The organism is Kocuria sp. CH-021, from assembly GCF_049716185.1.
GTDB lineage: Bacteria > Actinomycetota > Actinomycetes > Actinomycetales > Micrococcaceae > Kocuria > Kocuria cellulosilytica.
Genome location: NZ_JBNAFK010000003.1, coordinates 1 through 19,078 on the forward strand (window position 1 = coordinate 1; position 19,078 = coordinate 19,078).

General features: G+C 73.2%; 18 protein-coding genes. 9 read left to right on the forward strand and 9 right to left on the reverse strand.

The genetic code is table 11. From position 1 onward, the window contains the following. Positions 1-284: 284 nt before the first annotated feature. Positions 285-1,037, reverse strand: a complete 753-nt coding sequence (locus tag ACPYN7_RS02500; RefSeq protein WP_058873792.1) for an SDR family NAD(P)-dependent oxidoreductase — start codon at positions 1,035-1,037, stop codon at positions 285-287. Positions 1,038-1,174: 137 nt separating this feature from the next. After that, on the reverse strand, positions 1,175-1,951 hold the full coding sequence (locus ACPYN7_RS02505) for a type 1 glutamine amidotransferase domain-containing protein (protein WP_424346598.1): 777 nt from the start codon (positions 1,949-1,951) through the stop codon (positions 1,175-1,177). A 188-nt stretch (positions 1,952-2,139) separates the two neighbouring features. Between ACPYN7_RS02505 and ACPYN7_RS02510 the strand changes: the two genes are divergently transcribed. Next, positions 2,140-2,535: a hypothetical protein gene (locus tag ACPYN7_RS02510; RefSeq protein WP_058873841.1), complete on the forward strand. Its 396-nt coding sequence runs from the start codon at positions 2,140-2,142 to the stop codon at positions 2,533-2,535. Positions 2,536-2,684: 149 nt separating this feature from the next. Next, positions 2,685-4,400 (forward strand): DUF222 domain-containing protein, encoded by a 1,716-nt coding sequence (locus ACPYN7_RS02515; RefSeq protein ID WP_424346599.1) that lies wholly within the window; start codon positions 2,685-2,687, stop codon positions 4,398-4,400. A 16-nt stretch (positions 4,401-4,416) separates the two neighbouring features. On the opposite strand, the gene ACPYN7_RS02520 is transcribed toward ACPYN7_RS02515, so the two are convergent. From ACPYN7_RS02520 to ACPYN7_RS02530, 3 genes are all read right to left on the reverse strand, one after another. Then, complete coding sequence (locus tag ACPYN7_RS02520; RefSeq protein ID WP_058873795.1) at positions 4,417-5,292, reverse strand: D-hexose-6-phosphate mutarotase; 876 nt, start codon at positions 5,290-5,292, stop codon at positions 4,417-4,419. Between the two features lie 89 nt (positions 5,293-5,381). Further along, entirely contained in the window at positions 5,382-6,827 is a 1,446-nt protein-coding gene (locus tag ACPYN7_RS02525; RefSeq protein ID WP_058873796.1) for an alanine/glycine:cation symporter family protein, read from the reverse strand. A gap of 155 nt (positions 6,828-6,982) precedes the next feature. Then, on the reverse strand, positions 6,983-8,245 hold the full coding sequence (locus ACPYN7_RS02530) for a multidrug effflux MFS transporter (RefSeq protein ID WP_424346600.1): 1,263 nt from the start codon (positions 8,243-8,245) through the stop codon (positions 6,983-6,985). 94 nt (positions 8,246-8,339) lie between these two features. Between ACPYN7_RS02530 and ACPYN7_RS02535 the strand changes: the two genes are divergently transcribed. From ACPYN7_RS02535 to ACPYN7_RS02545, 3 genes are read left to right on the forward strand one after another with little or no spacing between them, the layout of a single operon-like run. Then, positions 8,340-9,137 (forward strand): TIGR00730 family Rossman fold protein, encoded by a 798-nt coding sequence (locus ACPYN7_RS02535; protein WP_424346601.1) that lies wholly within the window; start codon positions 8,340-8,342, stop codon positions 9,135-9,137. After that, the gene (trmB, locus tag ACPYN7_RS02540; protein WP_424346602.1) at positions 9,109-9,900 is read left to right on the forward strand and encodes a tRNA (guanosine(46)-N7)-methyltransferase TrmB; all 792 of its coding nucleotides are present in this window, start codon (positions 9,109-9,111) and stop codon (positions 9,898-9,900) included. The genes ACPYN7_RS02535 and trmB overlap by 29 nt, the downstream gene beginning before the upstream one ends. Then, positions 9,897-10,391 (forward strand): GNAT family N-acetyltransferase, encoded by a 495-nt coding sequence (locus ACPYN7_RS02545; protein WP_424346603.1) that lies wholly within the window; start codon positions 9,897-9,899, stop codon positions 10,389-10,391. Before trmB ends, ACPYN7_RS02545 begins: the two co-directional genes overlap by 4 nt. A 120-nt stretch (positions 10,392-10,511) precedes the next feature. On the opposite strand, the gene ACPYN7_RS02550 is transcribed toward ACPYN7_RS02545, so the two are convergent. The 4 genes from ACPYN7_RS02550 to dnaK form a co-directional block, all read right to left on the reverse strand. Next, complete coding sequence (locus ACPYN7_RS02550; RefSeq protein ID WP_368824933.1) at positions 10,512-10,952, reverse strand: heat shock protein transcriptional repressor HspR; 441 nt, start codon at positions 10,950-10,952, stop codon at positions 10,512-10,514. Position 10,953: 1 nt separating this feature from the next. After that, positions 10,954-11,970, reverse strand: a complete 1,017-nt coding sequence (locus tag ACPYN7_RS02555; RefSeq protein WP_424346604.1) for a DnaJ C-terminal domain-containing protein — start codon at positions 11,968-11,970, stop codon at positions 10,954-10,956. A 164-nt stretch (positions 11,971-12,134) separates the two neighbouring features. After that, positions 12,135-12,791, reverse strand: coding sequence for a nucleotide exchange factor GrpE (locus ACPYN7_RS02560; RefSeq protein WP_424346605.1), 657 nt, complete (start codon positions 12,789-12,791; stop codon positions 12,135-12,137). 2 nt (positions 12,792-12,793) lie between these two features. Then, entirely contained in the window at positions 12,794-14,650 is a 1,857-nt protein-coding gene (dnaK, locus tag ACPYN7_RS02565) for a molecular chaperone DnaK (protein WP_058873803.1), read from the reverse strand. A 327-nt stretch (positions 14,651-14,977) separates the two neighbouring features. Between dnaK and ACPYN7_RS02570 the strand changes: the two genes are divergently transcribed. The 4 genes from ACPYN7_RS02570 to ACPYN7_RS02585 all read left to right on the forward strand — a co-directional run bounded on the left by ACPYN7_RS02570 (position 14,978) and on the right by ACPYN7_RS02585 (position 19,073). Further along, positions 14,978-16,960, forward strand: coding sequence for a BCCT family transporter (locus tag ACPYN7_RS02570; protein WP_424346606.1), 1,983 nt, complete (start codon positions 14,978-14,980; stop codon positions 16,958-16,960). Between the two features lie 85 nt (positions 16,961-17,045). Continuing rightward, entirely contained in the window at positions 17,046-17,573 is a 528-nt protein-coding gene (locus tag ACPYN7_RS02575; protein ID WP_424346607.1) for a low molecular weight protein-tyrosine-phosphatase, read from the forward strand. Continuing rightward, positions 17,570-18,163: a uridine kinase family protein gene (locus tag ACPYN7_RS02580; RefSeq protein ID WP_058873806.1), complete on the forward strand. Its 594-nt coding sequence runs from the start codon at positions 17,570-17,572 to the stop codon at positions 18,161-18,163. The genes ACPYN7_RS02575 and ACPYN7_RS02580 overlap by 4 nt, the downstream gene beginning before the upstream one ends. 28 nt (positions 18,164-18,191) lie before the next feature. Next, on the forward strand, positions 18,192-19,073 hold the full coding sequence (locus ACPYN7_RS02585) for an aminotransferase class IV (protein ID WP_368824940.1): 882 nt from the start codon (positions 18,192-18,194) through the stop codon (positions 19,071-19,073). Positions 19,074-19,078 lie beyond the last annotated feature (5 nt).

The window sequence follows — 19,078 nt, forward strand, 5'->3', positions numbered from 1 at the left end:
CGCTGATGGCCATGACGGTGATGCTCCAAAGGAGGGTGGTGCCCCGGTGCGGGGCGGGGTGGGTGGAACGGTCGTGGGGGGGGGGGGGGGGCCGCCCCCCCCCCCCCCCCCCCCGGGGGCCCCCCCCCCCCCCCCCGGGCGCGTGGGGGGGCCCGGGGGGGGGGGGCCCCGCCCGGGGGGGGTTTGTCGGGGGCGGGCGCCGGGCCGGGGCCGCCCGGCGCCGGCCCGGCGCCGGGGCCCGGCGGCCGGTGCCGGGCCGGGCCCGGGCCCGGCACCGGGGCCGGCTACAGCGCCGTGTAGCCGCCGTCGACGAGGTAGTACCCGCCCGTCATGAAGGACGCCCTGTCCGAGAGCAGGAACGTGGTCAGGGCGGCGACCTCCTCGGCGCGGCCCAGCCGGCCGAGCGGGTGCTTGGCGGCGAGTCCCTCGAGGACGGCCGCGGGAGCGGTCCGCAGCAGCGGGGTGTCGATGTAGGCGGGGCCGACGGCGTTGATCCGCACCCCGCGCTGCCCGTACTCCACCCCGGCCTGCTTGGTGAGGCCGACCACCCCGTGCTTCGCGGCGGTGTAGGCGCTGTTGCCCGCGGCCACCGCCACGGTGCCGTGGACGGAGGACATGTTGACGATCGCCCCGCCGCCGGCCTGCTCGATCGCGGGCAGCTGGTAGCGCATGCCGAACATGACGGCGTGCAGGTCGATCTGCACGGTGCGCACCCACGCGTCGAGGTCCGACTCTCCGACGGCGTCCGCGGTGCCCCCGATCCCGGCGTTGTTCACCGCGAGGTGCAGCCCGCCGTAGGTCTGCTGGGCGAACTCGACCGCGGCCTCGCAGTCCTCGGGCTTCGCCACGTCCTGGCGGAAGCCGGCCGCGTCGCCGCCGGCGGCCATGATCGCCTGGACGACGTCGTCGATCCGCCGCGTGTCGATGTCCGTGACGACGACCTTGGCGCCCTGCGCCGCGAGGTCCTTGGCGCAGGCCTCGCCGATGCCGGAGGCGGCGCCGGTGACGAGCGCGACCTTGTCCTTGAGGTCAGCCATGTGGTTCTCCTGCCGTGTGTCCGCTGGGCCGGACCGGGTGGCCCGGCACTCCCAGTCTGTCCGGAAACGCCGGGACCCGCGAGGACCGCGCGGGGGTTTCCGCCCGCGTCGCTCCTCGCACCCGGGCCGGCCGGGGCTCAGCCCTCGTCGTCCTCGGCCTTCTCGGCGTCGTGAGCCCGGCGCAGCGCGGCGGAGTCCGCCTCCTGGGCGGCCTTCTGCCCGCGCACCACCTCGGTCAGGAGCTTGGTCATCTCCTTGGCCACGCCGGCCGCGGACTGCGGGTTCTGGCCGGTGACGAGGCGGTCGTCGACGACGACGTTCTCGGTCCAGTTCGGCGCCGTCCGCACGTCCGCGCCCTGCTCGACGAGCTTGTCCTCGAGGAGGAAGGGGACGACGTCCGACTTGCCGACCTCGTCCTCCTCGGCGTTCGTGAACGCGGCCACCTTGCGGCCCTCGACGATGCGCAGCCCGGTGGAGAGCTCGACGTCGACGAGCCCGGCCGGCCCGTGGCAGACGGCTCCGACGACTCCCCCGGCGTCGTGCACGGCGGCCACCAGCGACTGCAGGTCGGCGTTGCCGGCGAAGTCCCACATGGTGCCGTGCCCGCCCACGAGGTAGACGGCGTCGTACTGACCGGGGTCGACCACGCTGATCCGCGGGGTGTTGTACAGGGAGGCCCGCACGGTCTCGTCCTCGAGGTACTGCCGCTGCACCTCGTCCTCCTCGTCCTTGCCGTCCTGCGGGGGCTGCCCGCCGGCGATCGAGGCGAAGTCGACGAAGTACCCGGCGTCCCGGAACACCTTCCACGGGTGGGCCGCCTCGCCGACGAAGTACCCCGTGGGCTCCCCGGTGTCGCCGAGGGTGTCGTGGCTGGTGAGAACGAGCAGAACCTTCTTCATGGTCTCGATGTCCATGTCTGTCCTTCCGTCGGGTGGCGGGACGCGGAGGGCGTCCCGCGGGCGGGTGGCCAGCCTAGGCGCCGGGGACCTCCGCCGGGACGGGTGTTCGCTCCGGGCCCGTCCTGCAGGATGCGGGCGGGAGCTCCCCTGATAGGGTCATTGACGATTCAATGACCCTGTTCGACCTCCTGAAAGGACCGACCATGAGCCTCTCCAACGCGATCCTGCGCGGCGTCTCCGGCGCCTACCTGCTGCAGTCCGGCTACGGCAAGAAGGACCTCCCCACCGAGGCCGCCGCGGGTCTCCAGCAGTTCGCCGCCACCGGCGTCCCCCAGTTCAAGGAGTGGGACGCCGACACCTTCGGCAAGTTCGTGGCGTACTCGGAGATGGGCATCGGCGCCGCCCTGCTGACGCCGTTCGTCAACAAGCGCCTCGCCGGCCTGGCCCTCGGCGCGTTCTCCGCCGGGCTGCTCTCGATGTACTTCCGCAACCCCGAGATGACGCAGGAGGACGGTGTCCGCCCGACCGAGGCCGGCACGGGCCTCTCGAAGGACGCCTTCCTGGCCGCGATCGCCGCGGCCCTGGTGGTCTCCAAGTAGGCACGGCCTCCGAAGGGTCCCACGGGGGCCGCCCGTCCGCACGGACGGGCGGCCCCCGTTCCCCGTTCCCGGCCGGGCACCGCGCACGGCGCTCCTGAGGGGCGCCCGCTCCCCTTAGGACGTCCGGGCCACCGGGGAGAATGGGACCCATGACGACGACGGCGCACCGCCGGGCCCGTCCGGATCCGGGTCCGCACCGAGCCGCTCCCGCCGGGGAGCGGGTCCTGGACCCCGGTGTCCGGGCAGAGGTGCGGGCGGTCGTCGGGGAGCTCGTGGACTCGGCGGCCGCGCAGGCGCAGGAGGCCGGACGCCAGCTGCGCTGCATCCACCGACTGTGGCTGCTGGCCTGGGAGGACCGCGAGATCGACTGGGTCTCCACCGCCGGGCTGATGCCGTACGAGGCCGACGAGCTCGTGTGCTCCCTGCTGGAGACGGACGAGCAGCTGGTGCGCGACCTCGCCGACGAGATCGGCCCGGCGCTGCGCCTGCCCGCCGGCACGGCTCTGGAGCGCGTCCGCGAGGCGCTGGTCCTCGGCCTGCACCTGCCGGAGACCCTCGAGGCCCTGGAGGCGGGCCGCTTCAGCGCCCGGCACGCCTCGGTGATCGCCGATCAGTGGCGCGAGCTCGTCGAGGACGCCCCGGCGGACCAGGAGGCCCCGTACGACGTCGCGCAGCAGCTCGCCGCGGAACTGACGGAGCGGGCGCCGCACTGCACGGTGGCGCAGCTGCGCGCGTGGGCCCGGCGGCGGCGCGCCGCGCTGCTGGCCGAGACGCAGGAGGCCAGGCACCGGGCGGCCCGCGCCGGACGCCGCGTGTGGGTCGAGCACGGCGAGGACGGCATGGCGTGGGTGCACGCCCTGCTGGACGCGCCCACCGCGCTCGCGGTGCAGGACCGGCTCGACGCGCTCGTGGCGCTCCTGGCGCCCGCGGAGGCGGCCGCCCGCGCGTGCCCCGGTGATGGGACGGACGCGCCCGTTCACGGGGATCCGGCAGGAGCCGCGGACCTCAGCGCGCGGCCCGATCCCGGGCCGGACGGCCGCCCCGTGGCCGTCCGGACCGAGGCGCAGCTGCGGGCCGACGTCCTCGCCGACCTCCTGCTCGCCGGGGAGGTCCCCGACGACCCCGCGTTCCCGCAGGGGGTGCGGGGGCAGGTCTGCGTGACGGTCCCGGTGCTCACACTGCTGGAGTGCCGTCCCGGCGGCCCGGCGGGCGGGGTGCCCGCGGACGCCCCGGTGCTCGTCGGTCACGGTCCGATCAGCGCGGAGGCCGCCCGGGAGCTGGCCGCCGGCGCCCCGTCGTGGCAGCGCGTCCTGACGCATCCCGTCACCGGCGCCGTTCTCGACCACGACCGCAGCACCTACGCCGTGCCCGCCGATCTGCGGCGCCGGCTGCGGCTCCGGGACGGAACCTGCCGTTTCCCCGGGTGCCGCCGGCGGGTCGAGCGCTGCGACCTCGACCACACGGTGGCGTGGCAGGACGGTGGTCGCACCGCCGCGGACAACCTGGTCCACCTGTGCCGCCACCACCATCTCGTCAAGCACCGCCGGGGTGCTCTCGGACGCTGGTCGGTGCGGCAGCTCGGCCCGGCCCCCTTCGGAGGAGCGCTCGAGTGGACGTCGCCGGCCGGGCTGACCCACCGGACGGAGCCGGACCCCTCGGCCGGCATGCCACCGGGCCGGACGGCGTCGGTCTGGGACGTGCTGGACGGCGCTGTCCAGAACTGGGCCGTGCCCGCTCGGACCGTGCCGCTCGGGGCCGTGCCCGATGAAGCTGTACCGGACCGTGCCGCACCGCCCCGGGTCGTACCGGACCGTGCCGCACCGGGCCGTGCCGCGCCCGAGGACGCGGACCCTCCCCCGTTCTGACCGTCGGCCGGTCCGGTCAGGCGGGGGACCGGCCCGGGTCCTCAGCCGTCGTCTCCACCGAGACCCGGTAGCCCATGCTGTGGGTCTCCTCCGGTTCCAGGTGCACCGCGGCGGCGTGGGTGTTGGCACCCTCCACGCACACGAAGTCCGTCCAGCCGTCCGGTCCCACGTCGGGCAGCGCGGCCGCCTTCTCCGCCCCCGGGTTCCACACCACGGTGGTGTCGGAGTTCTTCTTGCGGATCCGGAGCACCCGTCCGAGCACGGGGTCCACGACGGCCACGTCGTCGCTGGAGCGGTACACCCGGTCGGTCTCGCCGTCGAACCGGACGTCCCCCTTCTGCACGCAGTCCTCCTGGTCCAGGACCTTGTCACGGTAGGAGGCGCCGTCCAGGCCCTCGACGCGGACCTTCCGCACGTCCCCCACCACCAGGTACGCGTGCAGGGCCTCCTCGAAGTCGAACGGCTGCTCGCCGGTGTTCGTGATGCTCAGCTCGAGGGACAGCTCGGTGCCGAAGCGCACCACGAAGTAGGCCTCGAACGGGTACGGGAACTGCTCCCGGTGCGCGGGGTCGGTGACGTCCGCGTCCGAGAGCCGGTAGACGACCATCGCCTCGTGGTCGGAGGACTCGCGCGACTCGACGTGCCACGGGAGCGTGCGGGCGAAACCGTGCTTGGGCTCGCGCCCGCCGTCCGCCCCGTCGGCGAACCACGGGAAGCAGATCGGGACACCACCGCGCACGGGCCTGCCCGTCTCGAGCGCCGTGCTGGGGGACAGCCACAGCACCGGGGCGTGGCCCGTGGGGATCCAGTCGGTCACGTGCGCGCCCTGGTCGTAGACGGCACCGGTGGCGTCCGCGCAGGAGAACGGGCGGGGATCTGGGAGTTCGCTCATGCCCCTCAGGCTAGACGGAGGGCCCGGCCCCCGTCAGGAGGCCGGGCCCTCGTGCGCCGACGGCGGTCAGACGCCGGTGCGCTCGGCTGTCAGACGCCGGTGCGCTCGTAGGAGTCGATGGCTCCGGGACGGCCCTCCATGAACCCCTCGATCGTCCGGCGGTCCGCCCGCAGCGTGGGGTCGTGGTCCAGGTAGTGCTTCGTCTCCCGGACGATCAGCCCGGAGAGGATCAGCAGCCCGAGGAGGTTGGGCAGCGCCATCAGGCCGTTCATCACGTCGGCGAAGTTCCACACGACGGCCAGCGGGACGGTGGCGCCCACGAACACCACGAGGGAGAAGACCACCCGGTAGGGCATCACCGCCGGGCGCCCGAAGAGGCGCTCCATGCAGCGCTCCCCGTAGTACGCCCAGCCCAGGATCGTCGAGTACGCGAAGAGCACGAGCCCCACCGTCACCACGACGTGCCCCCACTCACCGGGCAGGCCCCGGCTGAAGGCGTCGCCGGTCATGGTGGCGGCGAAGTCGGCGCCCTGCTCCCAGACGCCGGTGGTGATGAGGACGAGGCCCGTGAAGCTCACCACGATGATCGTGTCGATGAAGGTCTGGGTCATGGAGACCAGCCCCTGCCGGACCGGGTGGGTGGTCTGGGCCGCCGCGGCCGCGATGGCCGCCGAGCCCATGCCCGACTCGTTGGAGAACAGTCCCCGGGCCACGCCCATCTGCACCGCGAGCATGATGGCCGAGCCCGCGAACCCGCCGACGGCCGCGGTGCCCGTGAAGGCGTCGGTGAAGATGAGGGCGATCGCCTGCGGCAGCGCCGCCACGTTGACGAGCAGGATGAACAGCGCGCCCAGGACGTAGAAGAGGATCATGAACGGCACGAGCGCCGCCGTGACCCGGCCGATCGCCCGGATGCCGCCGACGAGCACGGCGAGCGTCAGCACCGCGAGGACGATGCCGGTGATCCACGTCGGCACCCCGAAGGACCCCTCGACGTTCGAGGCGATCGCGTTGCCCTGGGTCATGTTGCCGATGCCGAACGCGGCCAGTGCGGCGGCGATCGCGAAGAAGATCGCCAGGAACTTCCCGAACCCGTTGCGGATGCCGCGCTCGAGGTAGTACTGCGGTCCGCCGGAGATCTCGCCCTTGGCGTCCGTGGTGCGGAACCGCACCGCCAGGAACGCCTCGGAGTACTTGGAGGCCATGCCGAGCAGACCGGTGACCCACATCCAGAACAGGGCGCCCGGCCCACCGATCGAGATCGCGGTGGCCACGCCCACGATGTTGCCGGTGCCGACGGTCGCGGCGAGCGCCGTGGTCAGTGCCTGGAACTGGGAGACGTCGCCGCCCTGGGCCTCGGCGTCCTTGCGCTCGAACAGTGCCAGCCGCAGCGCGGAGCCCAGCTTGCGGAACTGCAGACCGCCCAGCCGGACGGTCAGGTACAGGCCGGTGAGCAGCAGCAGGGGGATGAGGACGTAGGGCCCCCAGATGATGCCGCCCAGCTCGCCGAGGGCGGTCTCGATGGTTTGGAGCATGTGTTCTCCCGTGGGTGTCGGGTGGGTCAGGGAAGGAACCGTGACGAGGCTGTGACCTCCGTCTCGGCCGAAGGCATCTAATCACAGGTCCGGAGGTCCGCCCGCCATTGACCGGTGGACCGGCCACAGTCTCGTCCCGGCCCGTTTCTGCCCGGTTACGGCCCGGGACGACCGGGGTCCTCCGGGGCCTGCCGCGCGAGCCGGCGCGCGAGCAGCACGGTCCCGGTGGCGAGCAGCGAGCACACCGCCATGGACACGGCCATGGGCACGGCGGTGTGCTGCCCGGCCAGACCCGTCAGCGGGCTCACGAGCCCGCCCAGGAGGAACTGGACCAGTCCGAGCACGGCCGACCCGGCACCGGCCCGGCCCGGCACCCGGCTCTGGGCGAGAGCCACGGCGTTGCCCATGACGAAGCCGATGCAGGTCTGGCTCACGAAGAGGTGCGCCAGAGTGGTCCATCCGGTGATCCCGGCGAGGATCAGCCCCAGTCCCACCACGTTGACGGTGGCCATGACCACGATCGCGGTGCGCAGGATGGTGCCGGGCTCGACCCGGTCGACGAGGCGGGTGTTGACGACCGCGCCCAGGATCGAGCCCCCCGCGTTGACGGCGAAGACCACGGAGTAGCCAAGGGCCGAGTAGCCGAGCACGTTCTGCACCACGAAGGAGGACGCGGAGATGTAGGAGAACAGGGCAGCGAACGCGAGGCCGAAGGCCAGGGCGTAGGCCATGAAGGACGGGGTGCGCAGCACGCGCCAGGACCCGGTCACGACCGCGCCGACCCCGCCGCGGTGCCGCCGGTGCGGGGGCAGGGTCTCGGGGACCACGAGCACGGAGCACGCCAGCATCAGCAGCCCGAACGCCGCGAGCACCCAGAACACGGTCTGCCACGGGGCCACCGTGGCGATCACCCCGCCCAGCAGCGGGGCCACCACCGGGGCCAGCGAGGTGATGGTCGCGAGGATCGAGAACAGCTTGGCGGCCCCGCGCCCCGTGGCGATGTCCGAGACCACGGCGCGGGCGATCACCACGCCCGCCGCCCCGGCGAGGCCCTGGACCGCCCGCAGGACCAGCACCACCCCGATGCTCGGGGCCAGGACCACGGCGACGGAGCTGAGCAGGAACAGCGCGTTGCCGGCCACCATGAGCCGGTGCCGCCCGAGCACGTCGGACACCGGGCCGAGCAGGAACTGCCCCACGGCCATGCCGACCATGTAGGTGGTCAGCGTCAGCTGCACCGCGGAGGCCGACGCCCCGAAGTGCTCCGCCATGGCCGGCATCGAGGCCAGGTACATGTCCGTGGCCATCGGGCTCACCGCGCTGAGGATCCCCAGCGCCGCCACCAGCACCACCCGGTCCCTGCCGCCGGAGAGGCGCAGGCGGGAGCGCACGGGGTGGTCGGGCGGCGGTGAGCTCACGGCGGGTCCTTCGGCACGGGTGCTGGGCGGGACTCATGCTATCGACGCCCCGCGCGGGGAGCTGACGGCGGCCACGAGCGGCGACAATGTCCTCATGAGACTCGCCGTGTACACCGGGGCCTCCCTCGGCTCCGACCCCCTGTTCCCCGAGGCCGCCCGGGCCTTCGCCACCGCTCTCGCCCGCCGCGGCGTGGGCGTCGTCTACGGCGGCGGCCACGTGGGGCTGATGGGCGTCGTCGCCGACGCCGCCCTGGCCGCCGGGGGCGAGGTGGTCGGGGTCATGCCGCAGTCCCTGGTCGACGACGAGACCGCCCACCCGGGGCTGACCGAGCTGCGCATCGTCGGGACGATGCACGAGCGCAAGGCCGAGATGGCCGCTCTCGCGGACGGGTTCGTGGCCCTTCCCGGCGGCCTGGGCACCCTCGAGGAGATCTTCGAGGCCTGGACGTGGCTGCAGCTGGGGGTGCACGCGAAGCCGGTCGGATTCCTCGACGTGGCCGGCTACTGGCGACCCCTGCTGGACGCGGTGGCCTCGATGTCCGCGGCCGGCCTCGTGCACCCCGAGTACCGGGACGCGGCCGTGGTCGCCCAGGACGCGGACGAGCTGCTGGCGCGGTTCGCGGCGTGGGAGGCGCCGCCCCGCCGCTGGTCCGAGCCGCCCGCCGTGGGCAGCGGGCCGGTGCCCACCGGGACTGCACATGGTGGGCCTGCACCCGGCGGGACTGCAGCCGGCCGGCCGGCGCCCGGCGGGTCCACGCCTGACGAGCCGGCACCCAGTGGGTCCACGCCCGACGGGTCCGCGACCACCAGGCCAGCCACCGACGGGTCCGCGACCACCCGCCCTGCGCCTAGGATGGTGGGCGATGAGCGAGCAGACCCCTTCCCCCGCTGAGGGCCCCGTGCAGGGCCCCGTTCCCGAGGAGTTCCACCGCCGGCCGTACTCCTTCGTGCGCCGCGGCGACCGCCTCACCGCCCGCCGCCAGAAGGCCTGGGACGACTGGGCGCCCACCCGGGTGATCGACGTCCCGCGCGTGCGCACGGACACCTCCGTGCACCCCGACCACGAGTTCGACGCGACCGCGGCCTTCGGACGCGAGGCGCCGCTGGTCGTGGAGGTCGGCTCGGGGCTCGGCGAGGCCGTCGTGCACGCCGCCGCCCAGGATCCCGCGCGGAACTTCCTCGCCGTCGAGGTGTACAAGCCCGGGATCGCGGACCTGCTGCTCAAGGCGGGCCAGGCCGGCGTGGACAACGTTCGCGTGGTGCAGGCCAACGCGCCCGAGGTCCTGGAGCACCTGCTCGCCCCGGCCTCGGTCGACGAGCTGTGGGTGTTCTTCCCGGACCCCTGGCACAAGACCCGCCACCACAAGCGGCGCCTGGTCTCCCCCGCGTTCGCCGAGCTCGCCGCCCGGGTGCTCGCGCCGGGCGGGCTGTGGCGGCTCGCCACGGACTGGCAGGAGTACGCGCTGGTGATGCGCGAGGTCCTCGACGCGTCCCCGCACTTCGAGAACGTCCACCCGGGCCCGCTCGCCGACGACGAGCACCCGGACACGGGCTGGGCCCCCCGCTGGGAAGGCCGGATCCTCACGAGCTTCGAGCGCAAGGCGCGGGAGGCGGGCCGAGTCCCGCGCGACCTCGTCTACCGCCGGACGGAGTGAGCGCAGCCTCCGGCCCGGAGCGGGACGGCTTCGTCGTGGTGCGCCCGGGTGATCCCCGCACGCGGCCGCTGCTCGAGGGACTGCACCTCGAGTACGTGGTGCGCTACGGCCCCGAGATCGGGGCGGAGGAGATGGCGCACCACCCGGTGGACGACTTCACCGTCCCCACCGGGGCGCTCCTGCTCCTCCTCGAGGACGGCGTGACAGTGGGCGGGGGCGCGTTCCGCCGGCACGACGACGCCACCGCCGAGCTCAAGCGGGTGTGGACCGCTCCGGCGCACCGCCGGCGCGGGATCTCCCGGCGGGTCCTGGCCGAGCTCGAGCGGCTCGCCGCCGCGGCGGGGTATCGGCGCATCTACCTCACCACCGGCAGCCGCCAGCCCGAGGCGTTCGCCCTCTACCGCCGCAGCGGCTACGTCCTGCTGCCCGGGACCGCGCAGATCTATCCGGGTGGCGTGTACGACGTGGGCTTCGAGAAGCACCTGCGCTGACGCGCACCGGTCCGGGTCCGGCCGTTCCGGGAACCGGCCGGCCGGGAACCGGCCGGTCAGCGCTCCTGCCGGCGCGGGAACCGGCCGGTCAGCGCTCCTGCCGGCGCGGGAACCGGCCGGTCAGCGCTCCTGCTGGCGCGGGGGCCGGTACAGCACCACGGCCTGCGAGATCTTGCGGGCGCGGGGACGGGCGCCGCGGGCCATGCGCACCACGTCCCCGCCGACACCGGCGGCGAAGATCCGCGAGGACTCCTCGGCCCGGTCCCGGGCGTCCTCGAGCTCCTGGGACAGCTCCGCCACCCTCGCGCGCAGGGCCGCGACCTGGTTCTCCAGCTGGAGGATGCGCCGGATGCCCTCGAGGGACACGCCCTCCTGGGACAGCACCTGGATCTGCTGCAGCTTCTCGATGTCGCGCTGGGAGTAGCGCCGGGCCCGGCCCGGGGCGCGGGACGGCCTGACGAGGCCGAGCCGGTCGTACTGGCGCAGCGTCTGCGGGTGCATCTCCGCGATCTCCGCGGCCACGGAGATCACGAACAGCGGCTGGTCTGCGTCCAGTGCCATCTCACACCCGCGCCTTCGCGGCCAGGCCGGCCCGGGGGTCCTGGGCCGCGGTCGCCTCGGCGAACGCCCGGACGGCCTCCTGCGCCTGCTCGTCGAGCTCGGCCGGCACGTGCACCTCGACCGTCACGATCAGGTTGCCCGAGCCCTTGGCCGTGCTGAACCCGCGCCCCTTGACGCGGAAGCGCCGGCCCGAGGACGTGCCCGCCGGCACCTTCAGCCGCACGGTGCCGCCGTCCAGCACGGGCACCTCGATCGTGGCGCCCAGAGCCGCCTCGGGGAACGAGATCGGCACGGTGACCTCGACGTCGTCCGTGCCCTCGACCCGCCGGAAGAACGGGTGCGGCGTCACGTGGACGGTGACGTAGAGGTCCCCGGCCCCGCCGGGCCCGGAGTGGCCCTTGCCGGCGAGCTTGAGCTTCTGCCCGTCCCGCACGCCGGCGGGGATCCGCACCGTGGTCTCCTGGCCGTTGCCGCGGCGCAGCTTGATCGTGGTGCCGTGCACGGAGGAGCGGAACGGGATGGTCGTCTCCGTCCGGATGTCCTCCCCGCGCGCCGGCGGGGCCTGGTACCCGCCGTAGCCGCCGGGCGCCCCGTAGCCCGTCTGGCCGCCGAACTGCGCGAACAGGTCCTCGAACCCGCCCGGGCCCCCCGCGCCGCCGGTGGAGTAGGTCGTGCGCCGGCGGCGCCCTCCGCCGCCTCCGCCGAAGATGTCGCCGAAGAGGTCCTCGAAGTTCGCCGAGCCGCCCCCGCCGCCGGCGCCGCCCGCGGTGAAGCGCGCGCCGGAGCCCATCGCGCGGATCGCGTCGTACTGCTTGCGCTCCTCGGGGTCGGAAAGCACGGAGTTCGCCTCCGTGATGTCCTTGAACCGCTGCTCGGCCTCCGCGTCGCCCGGGTTCTGGTCCGGGTGGTGCTCGCGGGCGAGCTTGCGGTAGGCCTTCTTGACGTCGGCTGCGGACGCGTCCTTGGAGACGCCGAGAATGCTGTAGAAGTCCTTGTCGATCCAGTCCTGGCTGGCCATGACGCCTCCTTTCTGTGGGGCCGGTCGGGGTCCTGTCGAGCAGGGCCCGGTGGTGGTGCTGGGGTGGTCCCCGGTGCCGCGGCGCCGGGGACGGGTGGACGGGTCAGGGGAGGCCCGCGGGGCGGACCTCCCCTGCCGTCGCTCGGATCAGGCCGGGACCGGCCTCACTCGGCGACCGCGACGGCGACCTGGGCGGGCCGCACCACGCGCTCACCGATCCGGAAGCCGGAGCGCAGCACCATCGAGACCTGGTCGGGCTCGACCTCGCTCGTGGGCTGCTGCAGCACCGCCTCGTGGACGTTCGGGTCGAACTTCTCCCCGACCTCCCCGATCCGCACGAGCCCCTGCCGCACGAGGGTCTCCTCAAGCTTGTTCGCGATCGCCGCGAACGGGCCGTCGGTGAGGTCCCCCGCCTGCCGGGCCGCGTCGATGTCGTCGAACACCGGCAGCAGCGTCTGCAGGAGGTCGCCCGTGACGAAGGTCCGCAGCTGCTCCTTCTCGCGCGCCGTGCGGTGCTTGAAGTTCACGAACTCGGCCTGCAGCCGGCGCAGCTCCTCGAGCCGCTCCTCGGCGAGGGCGGCCGACGGGGAGTCCTCCCCTGCGGCGCCCGGCGCCGCGGCGTCCCCGGACTCGGCGTCGGTCGACTGGGGCGTCGAGAGGATGTCGTCCACCGTCAGGCCCTCGGGCCCGGCCTCCTCCTGGGGGCGGGTCCCGGGATCCTGCGCGCGGTGCTCCTCGGGCTGCGCTGCGGGGTCCCCGGGGACGTTCCCGGGGCCGTTCTCCGCCGCGTTCTCGTCAGGTCCTGGCGTGGGGTCGGGCATGCTCACTTCTTCTCGTCCTCGTCGTCGACGACCTCGGCGTCGACGATGTCCTCGTCACCGGTGGCACCGGCCGCGCCCGCACCCGGGGCGCCCTCGGCACCCTCGGCCTGCGACTGCGCGTAGAGGGCCTCGCCGAGCTTGGTCTGGGACTGCTGCAGCTTGTCGTAGGCCGACTTCACGGCGTCGTCGTCCTCGCCCTCGAGCGCCTGCTTCAGGGCGTCGACGTCCGCCTGCACCTCGGACTTGACGTCCGCGGGCAGCTTCTCGTCGTTGTCCTTCAGGAGCTTGTCGACGGAGTAGGCCTGCTGCTCCGCGTTGTTGCGCAGGTCGGCCGCCTCACGGCGCACCCGGTCCGCCTCGGCGTTGGCCTCGGCGTCCTTGACCATGCGGTCGATGTCCTCCTTGGAGAGGGAGGACCCGCCCGTGATGGTCATCGACTGCTCGGTGCCGGTGCCCTTGTCCTTCGCGGAGACGTGCACGATGCCGTTGGCGTCGATGTCGAAGGTCACCTCGATCTGCGGCATCCCGCGCGGGGCGGGGGCGATGCCGGTCAGCTCGAAGGTGCCCAGGTTCTTGTTGTCCCGGGTGAACTGGCGCTCGCCCTGGAAGACCTGGATGGACACGGACGGCTGGTTGTCCTCGGCGGTGGTGAAGGTCTCGGACCGCTTGGTGGGGATGGCCGTGTTGCGCTCGATGAGCTTGGTCATCACGCCGCCCTTGGTCTCGATGCCCAGCGACAGCGGGGTCACGTCGATCAGCAGCACGTCCTTGCGGTCGCCCTTGAGCACGCCGGCCTGGATGGCGGCGCCGACGGCGACGACCTCGTCCGGGTTCACGCCCTTGTTGGGCTCCTTGCCGGCCAGGCGCTGGACGGTCTCCGCGACGGCGGGCATGCGGGTCGAGCCGCCCACCAGCACCACGTGGTCGATGTCGGACACGGAGATGCCGGCCTCGGTGATGACGTCCTTGAACGGCTTCTCGGTGCGCTCGAGCAGGTCCCGGGTGAGCTCCTCGAACTTGGCGCGGGTGAGGCGCTCGTCCAGGTGCACGGGACCCTCGGGGGTCACGGACAGGTACTGCAGGGAGATGTTGGTGCTGGTCGCGGAGGACAGCTCCTTCTTGGCCTGCTCCGCGGTCTCCTTCAGGCGCTGCAGGGCGATCTTGTCCTTGGACAGGTCCGCACCGGTCTTCGACTTCACCTGCGCCAGCAGCCAGTCGACCACGCGCTGGTCCCAGTCGTCGCCGCCCAGCCGGTTGTCGCCGGCGGTCGCGCGGACCTGGATGGTGGAGAAGTCGTCCTCGTCCTTGCCGACCTCCAGCAGGGAGACGTCGAAGGTGCCGCCGCCGAGGTCGAAGACGAGGATGAGCTCGTCCTCCTTGCCCTTCTCCAGGCCGTAGGCGAGCGCCGCGGCGGTGGGCTCGTTGACGATGCGCAGCACGTTCATGCCGGCGATCTCACCGGCCTCCTTGGTGGCCTGGCGCTCGGCGTCGTTGAAGTACGCCGGGACGGTGATCACGGCGTCGGTGACCTTGTCGCCCAGGTAGGACTCGGCGTCGGTCTTGAGCTTCATGAGGATGCGCGCAGAGATCTCCTGCGCCGTGTACTTCTTGTCGTCGATGTCCGTGGACCACCCGGTGCCCATGTGGCGCTTCACCGAGGCGATGGTGCGGTCCACGTTGGTGACGGCCTGGCGCTTGGCGATGTCGCCGACCAGGGTCTCTCCGTCCTTCGAGAAGGCGACGACGGACGGCGTGGTCCGGTTGCCCTCGGCGTTGGCGATGACGGTGGGCTCGCCGCCCTCCAGCACGGACACCACGGAGTTGGTGGTGCCGAGGTCGATTCCTACTGCACGAGACATGGACGTGTTCTCCTTCGGGTCGAGCTGAACCGGGCGGGCCGTGGTGGCCCCGTTGGGTCCCGGAGGTCTCAGGTCTTGAGTTTTCCTGGCTCAAGTCTGCCACGTGAGCCGCCGATGTCAAGCCAAGTTGAGTCCCATCGACTCAACCTATCTGCGGTGCCGGGTGTGAGAACGCGCTCACCGCTCTGCTGCCGTGGGAGCTCTCCGGTAGACTGGACTGTTGCGCCCGGACCGCCGGGCGCCCATCGAGATCACCGGGTCCGCCCCGCACGCCCACGCACGCACTTCGACACGACACCGCACGCCCCCGACACCGCAGGAGCCTCCGTGAGCACCACACCACCCCATTCGCCGCAACCACCGAGCCCGAACGGGTCCTCCCACCGGCCGAAGCCGCGCGAGGTGCTGCGGGAGATCAACTACCCCCACGGCATCCACCCCGCCCTCGTCCCCGGCATCGCCGTGGAGGACCAGAAGCTGCACTACGGCACGGACAAGGTGGTCTTCCTCGTCACCGCCGCGCTGATCGTGGGGTTCATCGCGTGGGGCGTGCTCTCCACCGAGTCCCTGACCGCCGCCTCCACCGCGGCCCTGGGATGGGTCACCGGCAACGCCGGCTGGTTCTTCACCGCGCTGTCCACGGCCGCCGTGCTGTTCATGCTCGTCGTCGGCTTCAGCCGCACCGGCCGCATCCCGCTGGGCATGGACGACGAGAAGCCCGAGTACTCCTTCTTCTCGTGGCTCGCCATGCTCTTCGCCGCCGGCATGGGCATCGGCCTGATGTTCTACGGCGCCTCCGAGCCCATGAGCCACTTCGGCGCGGGCGTCCCCGGCTTCGGGGCGGAGCCCGGTTCCGAGGAGATGACCGTCTACGCCCTCGTCCAGACGGCCTTCCACTGGGGCCTCAACCCCTGGGCCATGTACGCCGTGGTCGGCTCCGCCGTCGCCTACGGCGCCTACCGCCGCGGGCGCCCCCCGCTGATCAGCCGGATCTTCGTGCCGCTGATCGGCCAGCAGCGCGCCGAGGGCGGCCTGGGCCGGCTCATCGACGTGTTCGCCATCTTCGCGACCCTCTTCGGCACCGCCGCCTCCCTGGGGATCGGCGCACTGCAGATCTCCCGGGGCCTCGAGATCGTGGCCGGCTGGGGCCCGCTCGGCAACGGGGGCCTCATCGCCGTCATCGCCGTGCTCACGGCCGCCTTCGTGGTCTCCGCCGTCTCCGGCGTGGCCCGCGGCATCCGCTACCTCTCCAACACGAACCTGCTGCTGGCCTTCCTGCTGGCCCTGTTCGTGTTCGTGGCCGGGCCCACCGTCCTGATCCTGGACCTCGTTCCCGCCGTGTTCAGCACGTACCTGCAGGAGTACCTGTGGATGACCGGGCAGACCGGCGGCTGGGGCGAGGACTCGACCGCCTTCGCCGGCGGCTGGACCGTCTTCTACTGGGCGTGGTGGCTGTCCTGGTCCCCGTTCGTCGGGATGTTCATCGCCAAGATCTCCCGCGGCCGCACGCTGCGCCAGTTCGTGACCGTGGTGCTCATCGTGCCCTCCTCGATGTGCGTGCTCTGGTTCGTGGTCATCGGCGGCACCGCCATGTACCTGCAGCGCACAGGGACCGACCTCGCGGCCGCCGGCGGGCAGGAGGCCGTGCTGTTCGGGATGCTCGACGCCCTGCCCTTCGGCGCGATCACGTCGGTGCTCGCCATGGTCATCATCGGCATCTTCTTCGTGACCAGCGCGGACTCCGCGTCCATCGTCATGGGCACCCTGTCCCAGCGCGGGCGGCCCGAGCCCAGCCGCTTCATCGTGGTGTTCTGGGGCCTGTGCCTCGGCGGCATCGCGACGGTCATGATGCTCGTGGGCGGCGACGACGCCCTGACCGGCATGCAGAACCTGGTCACCGTCTCGGCCCTGCCGTTCGCGGTCATCGTCGCCCTCCTGATGGTCTCCTTCTACAAGGACCTGCGCAGCGACCCGGCCACGATCCGGCACGCGTTCGCCCTCACGGCCGTGCGCAAGGCCGTGATCCACGGCATCGAGGAGCACGGCGACGACTTCGCCCTCCAGGTGGAGCACGCCCCGGGCGCCCGCGCCGCGGGCGAGACGTTCGACTCGCACGACCCGGCCGTGACCGACTGGTACCGGCGCGTCGACGAGCACGGCCGGGAGATCGACCTCGCCGCGGAGACCGGATCGCGCTCGGCCCCCGACGGATCGGTCCTGAACCCGGACGGTTCGCGCCAGGACCCGGACCGCTCGCACCTGGACCCGGACGAGGATCTTCCCCTCCGGCAGGACCGCGACCGGACCTGACCTCACGGCACGAGACGTGCGGCCGCAGCCTCCGGGCGGCGGCCGCACTTCTCGTGCCGGGACCGGACGGCTTAGACTGCCCGCTATGTATTCGATCGTGGCCGTGTGCACGGGCAACATCTGCCGCTCGCCCATGGCGGAGCTCGCCCTGCGCCGCGCCTTCGAGGCCGCAGGACTGGCCGAGCGCGTGCGGATCGACTCGGCGGGCGTCAGCGACGAGGAGCTGGGCAACCCCGTGGATTCCCGCGCCGGCGAGCTCATGCGCCGCGAGGGACTCGACGCCTCCCGGCACGAGGCCCGGGTCTTCGACCCCGTCCGCTTCGACGACCGCGACCTCGTGCTCGCCCTCGACGTCGTGCACTGGCGGCGCCTGCGGGAGCTCGCACCGGACGAGGCCGCCGCGGCCAAGGTGCGCCTGCTCCGCGAGTTCGACCCCGACGCCGAGGCCCTCGAGCCCGAGGAGCTGGGGATCTACGACCCCTGGTACGGGGGCCCGGAGGACTTCGAGACCACCTACGGCATGATCGCCGCCGCCGTGCCGGGCGTCGTCCGCGCCGTCGCCCGGGAGCTCGGCGCCGGCCGGGGCTCCGCGCAGGACGCCGGCCGCGCGTGATCGACATCGAGCTCGAGCTGAATCCGTCGCTCGCCGCGGCCAACCCCGCCGGCACCAACCTGGCGCGGCTGCTCCCCTCCCCCACCCGCCGCCCGTACCTCATCGGCATCGACGGGCGCTCGGGCGCCGGCAAGACCAGCCTCGCAGAACAGCTCGTCGAGGTGCTGCGCCCGGTGCGGGACGTGACGCTCTTCCACCTCGAGGACCTCTATCCGGGCTGGGACGGCCTCGGGCCCGGCCGGCGGACCTACGTGGACGAGGTCCTCACCCCCCTGGACCAGGGCCGGGACGCGGAGTGGAGCGCGTGGGACTGGGTAACCGACTCCCCGGGCACCCCGCGGCTGACCCGGGTGGCGGAGGTCGTGGTCCTGGAGGGCGTCGGCGCCTGCAGCGCCGAGGCCCGGCAGCTGCTGGACGTCTCCGTGTGGGTCGAGCTGCCCACCGCGCTGCGCTACGACCGTGCGCTGAGCCGTGACGGCTCGTACTACGCCGAGCACTGGGACCGCTGGGCCGCCCAGGAGGACGCCTACCTGGCGGAGGACCACGTCTGGGAACAGGTGGACATCCTGCACCCCGGCCCGGTCTGCTGAGACCCCGGACGCACCCACAGGAGGATCCGTGACCAGCACCGTCGTCGTCCTCGACGCCGCCCACCCCGGGGGCGCCCTCGCCGATCCCTCCGTCCCGCTCGTGCGGATCGACGACCAGGGCCTGACCCGCGGGGACGGCGTCTTCGAGACCATGCGCGCCGTCGACGGCGTCGTGCAGAAGTTCGAGGCCCACCACCAGCGGCTGTCGGCCTCCGCGCGGCTGGCCCAGCTGCCCGTGCCGTCCGCACGGGACACCCGCGGGGCGGTGGAGCTGGCGCTGGCCCACGCGGCCCCCGGCGGGGACGGCGGCCTGGGCGCCGAGCACAGCGTCAAGGTCGTGATCAGCCGCGGCACGCCGGAGGACGGCCCGTGGTCCTGGGTCGTGGTGAGCCCCGTGCCCGGGACCACGTTCCGGCAGCGGCGGGAGGGCGTGACCGCGGTGCTGCTGCCGCGCGGCCACGACCCCGCCCTGGACGCCGGGTACCCGTGGCTGCTGCCGGGGGCCAAGACGCTCTCCTACGCGATCAACATGGCCGCCCTGCGCCACGCCCGCTCCCTCGGGGCGGACGAGGCGGTCTTCACCACGGAGGGCCGCAGGGTCCTGGAGGGCGCGACGTCCTCCGTGGTCTGCGCCCGCGTGCGCGGCGACCGCCGCACCCTGCTGACGCCGGAGCCCTCGCACGGGATCCTGCCGGGCACCACGCAGGCCAAGATCTTCGCCGCCGCCCGCCGGGACGGCTGGGAGCTCGGCTACGGCCCGCTGTACCCGGCGGACCTCATGGAGGCCGACGCCGTGTGGCTGGTCTCCAGCGTGCGGCTCGCGGTGCCGGTGCGCCGGCTCGACCACCAGCCGCTGCCGGTGGACCCGGACCTGACCCGGCTCGTCACGAGCTGGGTCTCGCAGGCCTGATCCTT

What these genes read in the sequence shown, in the direction of transcription:
- ACPYN7_RS02520 (WP_058873795.1), bottom strand. Translation starts at nt 5,292, where the DNA reads ATGAGCGAACTCCCAGATCCCCGCCCGTTCTCCTGCGCGGACGCCACC.
- ACPYN7_RS02525 (WP_058873796.1), bottom strand. Translation starts at nt 6,827, where the DNA reads ATGCTCCAAACCATCGAGACCGCCCTCGGCGAGCTGGGCGGCATCATC.
- ACPYN7_RS02515 (WP_424346599.1), top strand. Translation starts at nt 2,685, where the DNA reads ATGACGACGACGGCGCACCGCCGGGCCCGTCCGGATCCGGGTCCGCAC.
- ACPYN7_RS02555 (WP_424346604.1), bottom strand. Translation starts at nt 11,970, where the DNA reads ATGGCCAGCCAGGACTGGATCGACAAGGACTTCTACAGCATTCTCGGC.
- ACPYN7_RS02535 (WP_424346601.1), top strand. Translation starts at nt 8,340, where the DNA reads ATGAGACTCGCCGTGTACACCGGGGCCTCCCTCGGCTCCGACCCCCTG.
- ACPYN7_RS02500 (WP_058873792.1), bottom strand. Translation starts at nt 1,037, where the DNA reads ATGGCTGACCTCAAGGACAAGGTCGCGCTCGTCACCGGCGCCGCCTCC.
- ACPYN7_RS02560 (WP_424346605.1), bottom strand. Translation starts at nt 12,791, where the DNA reads ATGCCCGACCCCACGCCAGGACCTGACGAGAACGCGGCGGAGAACGGC.
- ACPYN7_RS02550 (WP_368824933.1), bottom strand. Translation starts at nt 10,952, where the DNA reads ATGGCACTGGACGCAGACCAGCCGCTGTTCGTGATCTCCGTGGCCGCG.
- ACPYN7_RS02575 (WP_424346607.1), top strand. Translation starts at nt 17,046, where the DNA reads ATGTATTCGATCGTGGCCGTGTGCACGGGCAACATCTGCCGCTCGCCC.
- trmB (WP_424346602.1), top strand. Translation starts at nt 9,109, where the DNA reads ATGAGCGAGCAGACCCCTTCCCCCGCTGAGGGCCCCGTGCAGGGCCCC.
- ACPYN7_RS02510 (WP_058873841.1), top strand. Translation starts at nt 2,140, where the DNA reads ATGAGCCTCTCCAACGCGATCCTGCGCGGCGTCTCCGGCGCCTACCTG.
- dnaK (WP_058873803.1), bottom strand. Translation starts at nt 14,650, where the DNA reads ATGTCTCGTGCAGTAGGAATCGACCTCGGCACCACCAACTCCGTGGTG.
- ACPYN7_RS02505 (WP_424346598.1), bottom strand. Translation starts at nt 1,951, where the DNA reads ATGGACATCGAGACCATGAAGAAGGTTCTGCTCGTTCTCACCAGCCAC.